Here is a 14,165-nt window from a genome sequence, read left to right on the forward strand (position 1 = left end):
GCGCCGCACCGCGCAGCGGCCGGGGCGCCGGACCGTCATCCTGCCGTACGTGGCGAAGCTGTGCGGAGGGTGGGGACCCGGTGTGACGAGTACCGCGTCAGAAACCGGGCGGGGAGCCGGTGTTGAGGAACCGGGCAGGCCGGTTCGTGTCGTTGAACCGCTGGTGCCGCTGGTGCCGCTGGTGCCACGGGAGTTCGCGGGAGCTATCCGGCATGCCCGCGCTCGATGAACGCGGTCAGCGCGGCCGCCGTCGCGTCGGGCTGCTCGTCCGGGATGAAGTGCCCGGCGTCGGCGATGACCGCCCCGGTCGCGTGTTCCGCCCAAGGGCCGATGGACGCGGCCATGTCGGGGATCGAGCCGTGCGAGCCGGAGATGCCGAGGACGGGGACGGTCAGCTTGCCCCGTTCCAGGGCCGCGTGATTCCCGCGCGCCGACTCCGTCGCGTCGCGGTAGTAGGCGAGGGACGCCCGCAGCCCGCCCTCGGCCGCGAGCGCGGCGGCGTAGTGGTCGATCTCTGCGTCGTCGAAGGCGTCCGGCAGGAGCGCCTTCGCCTTCAGGAACCAGCCGACGTACTCCCGCTCGCGGCCGGTGAGGAGGGTCTCGGGCAGGTCGGGCACCAGGTGGAACGCGAAGTGCCAGGTCTTGAGGGCCCGTTCGGGATCGAGGGGGACCGCGTCAGGGAGGGTGATCCCGGGGATGCCGGCGTCGAGCAGGGCGACGCCGTGCAGGCGCTCCTCGTAGGTCAGGGCGAGCGAGAAGGCGACCCAGGCCCCGATGTCGTGGGCGGCGAGCCAGTACTTCGGCACGTCGAGCGCGTCGAGCGCGGCCTGGACGTGCGAGGCGACGGTGTGGGTGTCGTAGCCGCCTCGGGGCCGCTCGGAGTGGCCCTGGCCCGGCAGGTCGACGGCGACCACCCGGTACCGCTCGGCGAGGCCCGGCATCACCTTCCGCCAGGCCCACCAGGTCTGCGGGAATCCGGCGAGCAGGACGACGGTGGGCCCGGCAGGCCGGCCGCCTTCCACGGCGTGCAGCCGGATGCCGTCCGCGTCGACCCAGCGGTGGGTGAAACCCGCGAGGTCGTGCAGCGGCAGCCCGGGGAGCGGGTTCCGGTGGTGGGAGCGGTTCGGGGTCGTGCTGTCCTCGATCATGACGTGAGGCTACAACATCTTGAACCAACCAGTTCAAGATAGAGTGGGCAGGGCCCAAAAGGCCCGGACGAGAACGAGGAGCACGCGCGATGGCGGGAAAGAAGCAGTTCGACGTGGAGGAGGTGCTCGACGCGGCGATGGTCCAGTTCTGGCGGGCCGGATACGCCGACACGTCCGTCGACGACCTGTCCAAGGCGACCGGCCTCAACCGCAGTTCCCTCTACTCCTCGTTCGGCGACAAGGACGCGCTCTACCTGCGCTGCCTGAACCGCTACGCCGCGCGGTACGGAGACAGGTACGACCGGGCGCTCGAAGGGGCGGCACAGGAACCGCTCCAGGCGGTACGGGCGTTCTTCGAGGTCACCCTGCGACGCATCGCCGACCCGGCCGTGCCCGACGGATGCCTGGTGGCCCAGACGGTGATGACCTCCCCCGTGCTCAGCCCCGCTGTCGCCGCCCGCGCGGGCGACGTCCTGGGGCGTCAGCGGGCGCGATTGCGTACGGCCCTGAGCGCCACGGAGCTGACCGAGAGCGAGGCCGACGACTTCGCGGTGCACTTCTCGGCGGTGAACCAGTCCCTCTCCGTGATGAGCAGGTCCGGCGCGAGCCAGGACGAACTGCGCACCGCCGTCGACATCAGCGTCAGCGCGCTGTCGTACGCCTTGCGCGACCGGTGACCCGTGATTGGTGACCAGTGATCAGTGATCGGTGATCAGTGGCCGGTGACCAGTGACCGGGGCCGGTGAGGGCGACCGTCGGACCCGGCGCGGTCCGACGGTCGATGTCGAGCACGGTCAGACGGTCACCCGTACCGTCCGCCCCGTCCGGGCCGACTCGTACGCCGCCGCCACGATCGCCACGGTCCGCAGCCCCGCCTCGCCGTCCGTCACACCGATCGGACCTGCGGCGTCCGCCTGGGGGAACAGGAACTCCCGCAGCATCAGCGCGTCGAGGTCGACCCCGTAGGGGAGTTCGACGCCGGCGCGGGCCGTCTCGCTGAAGCCGTGGATCTTCTGGTCGAAGGCGTCCATCTCCAGCGTCGCCCGCTCCCCGACGACCTGCATCGACAGGCCGCCCCACGCCGGATGGTGGCGCGGCTGGCTCCAGGAGCAGTCGATCGTGGCGACGGCCCCGTTCGCGTACGTGAGGGTGAGCAGGCCCGCCGTCTCGACCGGGACGGCGCCGTCGGCCTCGTTCTCGTACAGGACGTTGTTGGTCTGCGCGTAGACGGACGTCGCCGGGGATCCCTCGAAGAGGTCGTCGAGGAGGTCCGCGAGGTGCACGGTGTGGTCCATCAGGGCGCCGCCGCCCGCGAGGCGGGGATCGATGAACCAACGGCGCCGCGCGCCCGGCATGTAGCCGTTGTTGGCGCCGGACACGGTGAGGACCTCGCCGGTCGTGCCGGAGCGCACCGCGTCGCGCACCGCGAGATACGCCGGGCTGAACCGCACCGGATGCGCCACCGCGAGCCGCGCCCCGGCCGCCCGGCACGCCGCGACCATCGCCGCACCGTCCTCGGGGGTCGTCGCGAGGGGCTTCTCGCAGAGCACGTCGACGCCGTGCGACGCCGCGAGTTCGACGAGCGGGCGGTGGCGTACGTTCTCGGAGCAGACGACCACCTTGTCGGGGCCCCAGGCGAACAACTCCTCGTACGTGTCCACGTAGTTGACGCCGAGCCGGGCCGCGAAGTCCTTGCCGCGCACCTCGCCCGGCGCCGCCAGGTCCGTGTCGGGGTCGGCGGCGAGGACCTCCACACCGTCCATCGCGGCGAGCAGCCGCGCGAAGCCTCCCGCGTGGACATGGGCGAACGACAGCACTCCGACCTTCACAGCCCGGCCTCCTCGGTGATCTTGAGCTCGACGGGATCGCCGGTGCGGGCGGACTCGGCGGCCGCCAGGGCGATGCGGACCGCCTCGACGCCGTCGCGCGCCGACACCCGGGGCGCGGGCCCGCCCGCGACGGCCGCCGCGAAGTCCCGCAGCTCCGTCAGGTAGGGGCTCTCCGTCATGGGGCTGCGCGGGATGCCCTCGCCGAGCGGGCGGCTGCCCTGGGCGAGCACACGGAAGCCGGTGGGGGCGGTCGAGTCGTGCTCCAGGATGCCGCCGGGTCCTGCGACGCGGAACGTCGTACGGAACGGGAGGTCGGGCAGGCCCCACACGCCGAGCACATGGCTGATGGCACCGGAGGCGTGCGTGAGGACCGCCGTGCCCGTCGCCACGTCACCGGCGACCGCGCCCGGTTCCTGCTTCCCGCGCAGCCGCGCGTGGACGCGGACGACGTCCCCGGCGAGCAGCCGCGCGAAGTCGAAGTCGTGGATCATCTGGTCGACCAAGATGCCGCCCGACAGGGCCGGGTCCGCGAACCACGGCGCCCACACCGGGAAGCAGCCGGAGCGGGTGAAGCGGAGCACCGCCGGGGCGCCGAGGTCGCCCCGCGCGACGGACACGGCGAGCGCCGCGTACGCCGGGAAGTAGCGCACCACGTGCGCGGGGAACAGCAGGACCCCTGCCGCCCGCGCCGCCTCCGTCATCTCCTCGGCGTCGGCCACCGTCAGGGCCAGCGGCTTCTCGCACACCACGTGCTTGCCGGCGGTGATCGCGTCGAGGGCGAGCTCCCGGTGCGTGAACGTCGGGGTGCACACGTCGACGACCGTGCAGCGGTCCAGCAGGTCGGGGAGGCTGGACACGGCCGTGACGCCGAACTCGGCGTATTTGGCCGCCAGTTGCTCCGCGCGGCCATCGGTCGACAGGATCGTGACGCGTGCGCCCAGGGCGGTCCAGGCGGGCAGATGCGCGCGGGCGATGCCGCCGGCGCCGATCAGGCCCACGTCGAGGCGTGCCATGAAGGTCCTTTCCAGGGGGTGCGGTCGAGGTGTTCGAGGGCGGCTCTCAGCCCTTCGTGCCGCTCTGGGCGATGCCCTGCACGAAGTGCCGCTGGAGGAAGAGATAGAGGACGATCATCGGCAGGCTGGCGATCAGTGAACCGGCCATCATCACCGGGTAGTTGGTCTCGAACTGGCCCTCCAGGGAAGTCAGTCCGGCGCTGATCGGCATCTTCGCCGGATCGGTGTTCACGACGAGCGGCCACAGCAGGTCGTTCCAGGACCACATCGCCGTGATCACCGCGAGCGCGGCGAGCGCCGGGCGGATCAGCGGCAGCATGATCGACCAGAAGATCCGGAACGGGCCCGCCCCGTCGATGCGGGCCGCCTCCTCCAACTCCCGTGGCAGGGACAGGAAGAACTGCCGCAGCATGAACGTCCCGAACGCGCTGAACATGCCGGGAAGGAAGAGCGCGGGCGCCGTGTTCAGCAGGCCGAGCCGCTGGACGATGTCGTACTGCGGCAGGATGAGCAGTGACGACGGCACCAGCAGGACCGACAGGAACAGGGCGAACAGCACGTCCTTGCCGCGGAACCGCATCCGCGCGAACGCGTACGCGGCGAGCGAGCAGAACACCAGCTGGCCGGCGGTGCGCCCGACCGTGTTGATGACGCTGTTGCCGAGCATCTCCCCGTACGGCAGGGCGGTGAATACCTCTTTGAAGGAAGCCCCGTTCCACTGCTCGGGGAAGAACGTCGTGGGGACGTGCACCGCCTCGGGAAGCGTCTTCAGGGCCGTGAGCAGCTGCCACAGGAACGGGAAGACCATCACGAGCGCGCCGAGCGAGAGGAGGACGTGCGTGGCGACGGACCCTGTGTCCACGCGCCGCGTCAGCCGGTCACGCATAGTGCACCCACCTCTTCTGGAGCCGGAACTGAAGGAACGTCAGTGCCGCGGTGAGCAGCATCAGGAGGAAGGCGAGCGCGGCCGCCGCGCCCTGGTTGTTCTGCTGGAACGCCCACTGGTAGAAGAGGCTCACGACGGACTGCGTGGAGCCGAGCGCCGGGTTCGTGGGGCTCATCATCACGTAGATCAGGTCGAACATCTGGAGCGAGTTGATCACGCAGATGACCGCCGCGAAGAAGATGCTGGGGCTCAGCAGCGGCAGCGTGATGGAGAAGAAGCGGCGTACCGGGCCCGCGCCGTCCAGCTCGGCCGCCTCGTAGTAGTCCTGCGGGATGCCCTTGATCCCCGCGATGAAGATGATCAGGTAGTAGCCGACGCTCTGCCACACGGCGACCAGGCCGATCGCCCACAGCGCGGTCGACGGGTCCGACGCCCAGAAGTGGCGCGACATCCCGAACCACGACAGCACCTCGTTCAGGAGGCCGAAGTTGCCGTTGTAGAGCCAGTTCCAGACCAGGCCGACCGCGACCGGCAGCGTCACGAACGGGATGAAGTACAGGGCCCGGTACACGCCGACGCCGCGCAGTCCGCGCCGGTTGAGCAGGGCAGCCACGGCGATCGACAGCGGCAGCGTGAGCAGGCCGATCGCTCCGTACAGGAGCGTGTTGCCGATCGCGCGCCACACCGTGACGTCCTGGAGGACGCGAGCGTAGTTGTCGCCACCGATCCAGGTGTTGCCGCCGAACGGGCCGAAGTCGGTGAAGCTGTAGCCGAACGTCTGGAGCATCGGCCAGATGTAGAACACCAGGAAGCCGAGACCGATCGGCGCGATGAAGACGTACGCGGCTTTCTGCGTACGGGAGTTGGGGCCGCGAGCCGCGCCGTCGCGCCCGGCCTTCGTGCGGGGTTTCCTGATCCGGCCCTCCGCCTCGGCGGCGGCCGTCGACGGGAACACGGCCATCAGTTGTCCTCCTCGTCGAGCGCCCTGTCCATCTGCTTCGCCAGCGTCCGCGCCGCGCCCTCGACACCGCCCTTGCCGCTGAACGGTGCACCCAGCAGCAGGTATTCGAGGTCCTCCCACACGGCCGTGTTCCGTGAACTCGGGTAGGGGGCCGCGTCGTCGAGCATGTCGATGAAGACCTGTAGGTCGAACTCCGGCATCGACTTCAGCCAGGCGTCCTGCGTCCCTTCGTACGAGGAGATCGTCACGCCGCCCTTCGCCTGTATCTCGGCGGCCTCGCGCCGCGCCATGAAGTCCACGAATTTCCAAGCCGCTTTCTTCTTGCGGGACTTGGCGCTGATGACGTTGGCGAGGCCGTGGATGACGGTGGCCCGCTCGCGGCCCTCGGGCCCCTTGGGCCCCTTGGGCAGGACGGCGACGCCGCCGTGGTCCTTGATGGCGGGCGTGCCGTACATGAACGACGCCATCGCGGACAGGTCGTAGTTCATCGCCACCTGCTCGGACAGGTACAGGTTGCGGGCCCGCACCTCCGACATGGCGCTCTGCGGCGGCGACCAGCCCCGGTCGACCAGGTCGGTCCAGAAGCGCAGCCCCTCGATCGACCGTTCGTCGGCGAACCCGGACCGGCCGTCGCGCAGTACGTGTCCGCCCGCACCGAAGATGGTCGGATAGAACTTCGCCTGCCGGTCCATCTCGGCGGCGATGCCGTAGACCCGGGTCCGCGGATCGGTCAGTTCCTGCGCGGCGTCCCGCACGTCGTCCCAAGTCCAGGACGTATCGGGGTACTTGATGCCCGCCTTGTCGAAGAGGGCCTTGTTGTACCAGAGCCCGATCGTGTCGAAGTCCTTCGGCAGCCCGTACTGCCTGCCGTCGTACGCGTAGATGTCGCGCAGCGCCTTCGGGTGCTTGCCGACCGGGGTGCGGTCGCGCTCGATGTGCGTGCTCAGGGGCTCCAGGACGCCGTTGGACGCGTACAGCTGGATGTTCACGGCGTTCATCCAGAACACGTCGGGCGCCGTGCCGCCGCGCATCGCCGTGCGCAGCGTCGTCCAGTACGACGACCAGGGCGTGAGCTGGATCTCCACGGAGATGTCCGGGTTCTCGCGCTCGAAGGCCTGGATGATCTGCTGCATCCCGGCGGCCTGCGCGGGGTCCCACATGCCGTACGAGAGGGTCGTGCGGCCGCGTGAACCGGCGGCCGTGGAACCCGGGCCGGTGCTGCACCCGGCGGCGAGCGGGGCCGCCGCCAGCGCGCCGGCGAGAAGCGTTCTCCTGCGCATACGCGTCTCCGGTCGATAGGGGGAACGGGGAGTCAGGGAGCTGAGGGCGGCTGCAAAGGGCCTGTGTGGTAGCCGAGTTGGGCCTCGACCGCGTCCAGGGCGCGACGCACCGCGCCCAGGGCGACGCCCTCGCGGCCCAGCGCACTGACCGCGATCCGGGGCACGTGCAGGGTCAGGGGTCCGAGGTGTGCGGTGAGCAGCGGGCCGAGCGGGTCGCCGACCGGCGCCAACGCGCCGGACAGGACGAGGAGTTCGGGGTCGAGCGCGAGGACCAGGGCGGCGATGCCGGGCGCGACACCGGCCAGGTACCGGTCGAGGACGTCGAGCGCTTCGGCGTCCCCGGCGAGAACGGCCCGCGCGAGCGCGTCGGTCCCGGACTCGCCGGGCAGCCGCTCGCCCTCCCAGGCGAGGGCCTTCTCCGCCTCGTCCAGGCCGAGCTGAGGCAGGATGCCGAGTTCTCCCGCGCCGCCGCGGCGGCCGCGGTGCAGCCGCCCGTCGATGAGCAGGCCGCACGAGATGCGGTGCCCGACGAGGACGCACGCCACGTCGTCGGCGAGCGTCGCGGCGCCCCGCCAGTGCTCGGCGAGGACCGCCAGGTTGACGTCGTTCTCGACGAGGACACGGCAGGGCACGGTGTCCGCGAGCCGCCGTGCGAGGTCGAGATCGGTCCAGTCCGGCACGATCACCGAACGGATGCGTCCCGTCTCGTCGACCATGCCGGGCACGCCGACGCCCACGGCCCACACGTCGTCGGGGCCGAGCCCCTGGTCCGCGAGGAACCGCCGCAGCCGCGAGCGAAGGAGCGCGATCCGCTCGGCGCCCGACAACTCCGGTGGGAAATCCTCCCGCTGCCGGGCCACCACCTCGCCGTCGAGCCTGGACAGCAGCAGCACGAGCTTCTTCAGGCCGATGTCGACGCCGACGACGTGCCCGGCCTCGGCGCGGAACCGGAAGCGCCGTGCGGGCCTCCCGGGGGCCCGGCCCGCGGCCGGCGCGTCCGTCTCGGCGATCCAGCCCTGCGCGCAGAGCTCCTCCACCAGCGCCTCGACCGTCGGCCGGGACAGACCGGTCGCCGTGGTGAGCCCGCTCACCGTCTGCGGGCTCTCCTGCCGCAACGCCCGCAGCACGACAGCGGTGTTGAGGCCGCGCAACCCCGCGAGATCGTGCCCGCGCGCCCGGTCGTGCACCGCCATGCGCTCTCTCCTCCGTCGCCGGATCGGATGGGTTGCGCAGGACTGTTGCAGAACCCCGGACCCTTGGGAACCCCGCTCGTACGGAAATTACGCAGAACTCCTGCGAATTGAAGAAGCCGTGACCTGAGGAGCGGAGCGAGCGGCGGGCAAGCGGCGGGGGCGGGGAATCGTCACACTTGACCCATTGACGCCCGTTCGGCCCGGCACTGACGCTGGAGTCATGAGCCAACTGTCCGAGCATCTGCGCCAGGCCACCCCCGTCGTCGCGCAGCGCGGGGAAGGCGTCCACCTCTACGGCATCGACGGCCGCCGCTATCTCGACTTCACCGCCGGGATCGGCGTCACCAGCACCGGCCACTGTCATCCCCGCGTCGTGGCCGCCGCCCAGGAACAGGTCGCCACCCTCATCCACGGCCAGTACACGACCGTCATGCACCAGCCGCTCCAGCGCCTCGTCGAGAAGCTCGGCGACGTGCTGCCCGCGGGCCTCGACAGCCTCTTCTTCGTGAACTCCGGCAGCGAGGCCGTCGAGGCCGCGATGCGCCTGGCCCGCCAGGCCACCGGACGCCCCAACATCATCGTGGCGCACGGCGGCTTCCACGGCCGCACCGTCGCCGCCGCCTCCCTGACGACCTCCGGCACGAAGATGCGCACGGGGTTCGGCCCGCTGATGGCGGGCGTCGCCATCACCCCGTTCCCGAACGCGTACCACTACGGCTGGGACGAGGAGACGGCGACGCGGTTCGCGCTGCGCGAGTTCGACCACCTGCTCCAGACCGTCTCCGACCCCGACGACACCGCGGCGATCCTCGTCGAACCCGTCCTCGGCGAAGGCGGCTACGTCCCCGCCAACTCCGCCTTCCTGCAAGGCCTCCGGGAGCGTGCCGACCGCCACGGCATCCTGCTGATCCTCGACGAGATCCAGACCGGCGTCGGCCGCACCGGACGCTTCTGGGGCCACGACCACTTCGACGTCAGGCCGGACGTCCTCGTCACCGCGAAGGGCCTCGCCAGCGGCTTCCCGCTGTCCGGCATCGCCGCGCCGCAGGCCCTCATGCACAAGGTCAGGCCAGGCTCCCAGGGCGGCACGTACGGCGGCAACGCGGTGGCCTGCGCCGCCGCCTGCGCGACGCTCGACGTGATCGCGGAGGAGAACCTCGTCGCCAACGCGGCGGCGATGGGCGCACGCCTGCGCTCCGGCCTGGAGGACATCGCGGCCAAGACCCCCGCCATCGGTGACGTACGCGGCCTCGGCCTGATGCTGGCCAGCGAGTTCACGACGGCGGACGGCGAACCCGACCCGGCGACGGCCCTGCGCGCCCAACAGGCCGCCGCCGACGAGGGGTTGCTCCTCCTCACTTGCGGCCCGTGGGGCAACGTGGTCCGCATGATCCCGGCCCTGGTGGTCACCGAACCCCAGGTGGACGAGGCACTACGGACCTGGTCCACAGCGGTGACAGTGGCTACAGCCCCGTAAGGGGCGCGGGGAACGGCGCGAGCAACCACGACGCACGAGTCACCCGGCCACTACCCACCACCCCCACGGCGGAGCCCACATGACCACACACCCCGTGATCGAAACGGTCCCCAAACACCTCCACATCAAGGGCACGTGGCAGCCATCGGCGACGAACCGGACGATGCCGGTCGACAACCCCGCCACCGGCGCCACCCTCTGCCACGTCGCCGACGCGAGCCCCCAGGACGGCCGCGCGGCCCTGACCGCGGCGGTGGCCGCACAGCGCGACTGGGCCGCCACCCCACCCCGCACCCGATCGGAGATCCTCCGTCGCGCCCACGAGATCATCCTCGACCGCACCGAGGACCTCGCCCTCCTCATGACCCTCGAAATGGGCAAGCCCCTGGCCGAGGCGCGCGGTGAAGTGACGTACGCCGCCGAGTTCTTCCGCTGGTTCTCCGAGGAAGCGGTCCGTATCGACGGCGGCTACGCGACCAGCCCCGACGGCCGCAACCGCCACCTCGTCCTGCGCCAGCCGGTCGGCCCCTGCCTGCTGATCACGCCGTGGAACTTCCCGCTCGCCATGGGCACCCGCAAGATCGGCCCGGCCGTCGCCGCGGGCTGCACCATGATCCTCAAACCGGCGCCGCAGACACCGCTGTCGACCCTCGCCCTCACCCAGATCCTGACCGAGGCGGGCCTGCCGCCGGGTGTCCTCAACACGCTCACCACGTCCGACGCGGCCGGCCTCGTCGAACCCCTGCTGCGCGGCGGCGGCATCCGCAAGCTCTCCTTCACCGGCTCCACCCAGGTCGGCCGCACCCTCCTCGCGCAGTGCGCCGACACCGTCGTACGGACCTCGCTCGAACTCGGCGGCAACGCCCCGCTGATCGTCTTCGAGGACGCCGACCTCGACGCCGCGGTCGACGGCGCGATGGTCGCCAAGATGCGCAACATGGGGGAGGCCTGCACCGCCGCCAACCGCATCTACGTGCACAGCGCGGTCGCCGAGGAGTTCGGCGCCCGCCTCGCCGCCCGCATGTCCGCCCTGAAGGTCGGCGACGGCACCGCGCCCGGCACCGATGTCGGCCCGCTGATCGACGCGGCGGGCCGCGCCAAGGTCGAGCATCTGGTCCGCGACGCCGTCGAGCGCGGGGCGAAGGTCCTCACCGGGGGTGAACTTCCGCCCGGCGCCGGCACCTTCTACCCGCCGACCGTCCTTGCCCAGGTGCCGCGCGACGCCGAACTGACCGGTACCGAGATCTTCGGCCCGGTCGCCGCGCTGTTCACGTTCGACGACGAGGACGACGTCGTCGAGGCCGCCAACGACACCGAATGGGGACTCGTCTCGTACGTCTTCACACGCGACCTGGACCGCGCGCTGCGGGTCGGCGAGCGCCTGGAGACCGGCATGGTCGGCCTCAACACCGGCCTGGTGTCGAACCCGGCGGCCCCCTTCGGCGGCGTCAAACAGTCGGGCCTCGGCCGGGAGGGCGGCCGCGTCGGCATCGAGGAGTTCCTTGAGTACAAGTACCTCGCCATCCCGGTGAACGGGGGCTCCTAGGAAGGACCTTGAAGGGGGCGCGGCCGAGCGGCCGGTCTACAGTCGCTCGACCGCCCGGAACCCCGCGAGCCGTGACACCAGCATCCGCGCGGACGGGGCGAGTTCACCGATCGTCACCGTGCCGCCCGAGTTCAACAGGCCGACGACGGTGGAGAGTTCGGGCGCCGTCAGATCCGTCTCCATGACGTGCCCGCAGGCCGCGACGAGCCGCCGTCCGGCGGCCTCCGACCACAGGACCCGTTCGACGGCCCGTATCCCGTCGTCGTCGGTGAAGTAGCCGGGCCGGGCCGGCGGCGGGACCGGCCGCAGCCCGCCGTCCGTGGCGTGCCGCAGCGACTCCCGCGCCAGCCACCGTTCCAACGGCGCGGGCCGCCCCGCCGCGCGGTACTGGTCGAGGCTGTCGGCGAGCACCCGGGGGAGCCGGGCGGGCAGCGCGCCGGTGGCCGACGCACCCGGTACGAGGATGTCGTCGCCGCCCCAACCTCCCTGCGGGGACGCCGGGTTCGGCCCGGGCGCGAGCAGCCTGCACAGGCCGTCGCCGGGGTGCGGCGGGTGGCGCGGGACGCCCAGGTGCGCGACGGCGCCCGGTGTCGTGCCCGGCTCGGCCGCGTAGCGCTGCCCGGGCGGCCAGTAGAGCAGGTCGCCGGGCGGTACGTCGGCGGCGCGCTCGGCCGGTCCCGACGGGTCGAGGCGCAGCCGGGCGTGGCCGAGAAGCGGGTACAGAAACGTTGCGCCTCGGGTGCGTGACGCCAGGTCCGCGCCGCATGTCCCGAAGTGGAGCGTCGTCGTCGCGCCGAGCAGCGGCTGCCCCGTGCGGTCCCACAGGGCGGCGGCGAAGTCCCGCGCCCTCAGCCACACGGGATGGTGGCGCGCGTGCAGCTCCCGTACGACGAGGGCGAACGGCGTGCCGTCGATCTGCCGGGCCAGACGCCGCTGGTAGGCGGTGAAGTGCGCGTCCTCCGGCTGCGGGAGGAGATCGCCCGGGTCGGCGAGGCGCCGGGACCCGAGCGTGAACGTGATCCGGCCCGCGCGGGCCCGCGCGGCCGCCGCCACGGCGCCCTCGAAGACCTCGTGCCCGTCGAAGGGGGCGGGGCGGAAGCCGTGCCCGCGGATGAGCACGGGCCGCCGGTCCCAGTACGTGGCGAGGAACGTGTCCCAGTCGAACGCCTCCATGACGTCCACCGGACGAGGGCGGGCCGTACTCATGGCCGCGGCTCCGAAGGCGCCTCGGTCGTCTCGACGGCGCGCACCGCGTACAACTCGCCGAGCAGGGCGAGGAGTTCATGGTCGTCGGGCGGAAGCCCGCAGGCCGCGGCGAGCGCCGCGACCGTGGTGAGCGGGGTCGTGCGCAGCCGCGCGAGGATCCGGTCCGCCGCCGGGTGGACACTGCGTCGCGCATGGCCGTGCGCGGCCCAGATCAGCGTGCCGTCCCGGTCGGTGACGTGCAGGACCGAGGTGGTGCGCCGTAATCGGTGGCGCGGGGTGAGGGCGATGCGCGGCCGCGGCGGCGGCACCGGGTCGAGGCCCGCCGCGGAGCGCAGACCGGCCCAGCGCAGCAGCAGCGCGCGTTCGGGCTCGTCACCGGCGAGGACGGTGGCGTAGCGCCGGGCCTGGTCGGCGTGGTGGCGGGCGGGGGTGAGACGGCCGTCGGGGCCGGCAGGCGCGGGGTGCGGGGCGGTGGTCGGCCCGTCACCGGGGGCGGGGCGGTCGCGCAGCAGGTCCTCGAGGACGTCGCCGACGTACGGCAGGGCCGACGTGGTCCGTGCGGGGACGGCGAGCCGCAGCGTCGTACAGCGCGCCGACCGGTCGTCGAGGTGCGTGCTCCCGGCCGGCCAGTGCACCAGGTCGCCCGCCTCGGCGTGGAGTTCGAACTCGGTGCCGGTGTGCTCGGGTCGTACACGTACGGTCAGTGCGCCCTCGATGACCCAGGTGAGCACGGCGGCGTCCGGACGCGCCCCCGACTCCTCCGCCGCCTGGTGCCGTACGCCGACGGCGAGTTCCGCGGTGACGGGCAGCGCGGGCCAGCCGACGTGCCGCCACAGCCCCGCCAGCCGCTGCCGCACCCGCGACCAGAGGCCGAAGTCGAGGGAGAGCGGGTCGGCGACGGTCAACAGCCAGCCGCTGCCCGCCAGTTGGTCCGACGCCGAGATCCGTGCGGCGTACCCCCGGGTGTCGGGGTCGGCGGGGGAGGGGAGCAGGGGGCCCGGGGAGCGCAGGTCCCCGTCCGGGACGGCGAGACGGACCCGGCCGGCGTCTGTGCCGCCCGAAGCAGCCGTGGCCGCCGCGGCCACCAGAAGCGCATGAGCCTGTGCCGCGTCGAGGCCGCACGGCGGCCCGCCGGACAGGACCACCGGCTCCCGCGCCCAGTGCTTCTCCGCGAAGCGCCGCCAGTCGTCGGCCAACCGGAAGGCGTCGTGGGCTTGTTCGGGGCGGGGGTTCATCTGCGCTGGGATCTCCTCGGTCCCTCATCGGGGGCGGCACAAGGGGCCAAGCGACCCTGTCACTGCGCCTTGCGCCCCGTCAACGCCCTACGGAGAACGTGTGAACATCTGGCGCAGAACGATCGTCACGCCCCACGTCTCACCGGCAGGTGTGTCCGTCAGGCCGCGCTGCCGGCGTTCCAGTCCGACCAGGACATGTTCCAGCCATTGAGCCCGTTGGACGGATCGACGGTCTCCTCGCCGGAACGCCGCACCTCCACGACGTCTCCCACCATCGAGCTCTTGTAGAACTTCGCCCCCGGCGTCGACGCGTCGTCGGCGCCCTGGGCGTCCCGCAGCCCGATGCAGCCGTGACTGGTGTTGCTCGTACCGAAGAGGGAAGGGGCGACAG

At 72.0% G+C, this 14,165-nt stretch carries 12 protein-coding genes and 1 pseudogene; 3 read left to right on the forward strand and 10 right to left on the reverse strand.

Going from position 1 to position 14,165, the window contains the following annotated elements; genetic code table 11:
* Positions 1–203: 203 nt before the first annotated feature.
* Positions 204–1,148, reverse strand: a complete 945-nt coding sequence (locus tag AB0L37_RS20335) for an alpha/beta hydrolase (protein WP_365506972.1) — start codon at positions 1,146–1,148, stop codon at positions 204–206.
* Between the two features lie 89 nt (positions 1,149–1,237).
* Between AB0L37_RS20335 and AB0L37_RS20340 the strand changes: the two genes are divergently transcribed.
* Positions 1,238–1,825, forward strand: coding sequence for a TetR/AcrR family transcriptional regulator (locus AB0L37_RS20340; RefSeq protein ID WP_365506975.1), 588 nt, complete (start codon positions 1,238–1,240; stop codon positions 1,823–1,825).
* Positions 1,826–1,942: 117 nt separating this feature from the next.
* Here AB0L37_RS20340 and AB0L37_RS20345 read toward each other — a convergent pair whose 3' ends face one another.
* Genes AB0L37_RS20345 through AB0L37_RS20370 form a run of 6 tightly spaced genes read right to left on the reverse strand, consistent with a single transcriptional unit; the run spans position 1,943 to position 8,310 of the window.
* Complete coding sequence (locus AB0L37_RS20345) at positions 1,943–2,977, reverse strand: Gfo/Idh/MocA family oxidoreductase (protein ID WP_365506978.1); 1,035 nt, start codon at positions 2,975–2,977, stop codon at positions 1,943–1,945.
* Positions 2,974–3,990 (reverse strand): Gfo/Idh/MocA family oxidoreductase, encoded by a 1,017-nt coding sequence (locus tag AB0L37_RS20350; RefSeq protein WP_365506981.1) that lies wholly within the window; start codon positions 3,988–3,990, stop codon positions 2,974–2,976. Before AB0L37_RS20350 ends, AB0L37_RS20345 begins: the two co-directional genes overlap by 4 nt.
* Positions 3,991–4,036: 46 nt before the next feature.
* On the reverse strand, positions 4,037–4,876 hold the full coding sequence (locus tag AB0L37_RS20355; RefSeq protein WP_365506984.1) for a carbohydrate ABC transporter permease: 840 nt from the start codon (positions 4,874–4,876) through the stop codon (positions 4,037–4,039).
* Positions 4,869–5,837, reverse strand: a complete 969-nt coding sequence (locus tag AB0L37_RS20360) for a sugar ABC transporter permease (RefSeq protein ID WP_365506987.1) — start codon at positions 5,835–5,837, stop codon at positions 4,869–4,871. The genes AB0L37_RS20355 and AB0L37_RS20360 overlap by 8 nt, the downstream gene beginning before the upstream one ends.
* Complete coding sequence (locus tag AB0L37_RS20365) at positions 5,837–7,117, reverse strand: sugar ABC transporter substrate-binding protein (protein WP_365506990.1); 1,281 nt, start codon at positions 7,115–7,117, stop codon at positions 5,837–5,839. The genes AB0L37_RS20360 and AB0L37_RS20365 overlap by 1 nt, the downstream gene beginning before the upstream one ends.
* A 32-nt stretch (positions 7,118–7,149) precedes the next feature.
* Complete coding sequence (locus tag AB0L37_RS20370; protein WP_365506993.1) at positions 7,150–8,310, reverse strand: ROK family transcriptional regulator; 1,161 nt, start codon at positions 8,308–8,310, stop codon at positions 7,150–7,152.
* A 220-nt stretch (positions 8,311–8,530) separates the two neighbouring features.
* On the opposite strand from AB0L37_RS20370, the gene AB0L37_RS20375 reads away from it, so the two are divergent.
* Together AB0L37_RS20375 and AB0L37_RS20380 are read left to right on the forward strand one after the other, a co-directional pair.
* A complete protein-coding gene (locus AB0L37_RS20375; RefSeq protein WP_365506996.1) occupies positions 8,531–9,787 on the forward strand; it encodes an aminotransferase class III-fold pyridoxal phosphate-dependent enzyme in 1,257 nt (418 codons plus the stop codon).
* Positions 9,788–9,866: 79 nt separating this feature from the next.
* Positions 9,867–11,333, forward strand: coding sequence for an NAD-dependent succinate-semialdehyde dehydrogenase (locus AB0L37_RS20380; RefSeq protein WP_365506999.1), 1,467 nt, complete (start codon positions 9,867–9,869; stop codon positions 11,331–11,333).
* A 36-nt stretch (positions 11,334–11,369) separates the two neighbouring features.
* On the opposite strand, the gene AB0L37_RS20385 is transcribed toward AB0L37_RS20380, so the two are convergent.
* From AB0L37_RS20385 to AB0L37_RS20395, 3 genes and pseudogenes are all read right to left on the reverse strand, one after another.
* Entirely contained in the window at positions 11,370–12,539 is a 1,170-nt protein-coding gene (locus AB0L37_RS20385) for a hypothetical protein (protein ID WP_365507002.1), read from the reverse strand.
* Positions 12,536–13,774, reverse strand: a complete 1,239-nt coding sequence (locus AB0L37_RS20390; RefSeq protein WP_365507005.1) for a hypothetical protein — start codon at positions 13,772–13,774, stop codon at positions 12,536–12,538. The genes AB0L37_RS20385 and AB0L37_RS20390 overlap by 4 nt, the downstream gene beginning before the upstream one ends.
* A 158-nt stretch (positions 13,775–13,932) precedes the next feature.
* A pseudogene (locus AB0L37_RS20395) lies at positions 13,933–14,160 on the reverse strand (hypothetical protein); the annotation flags it as partial.
* Between the last annotated feature and the right edge of the window lie 5 nt (positions 14,161–14,165).

The organism is Streptomyces sp. NPDC052225 (assembly GCF_040679615.1).
Lineage (GTDB): Bacteria > Actinomycetota > Actinomycetes > Streptomycetales > Streptomycetaceae > Streptomyces.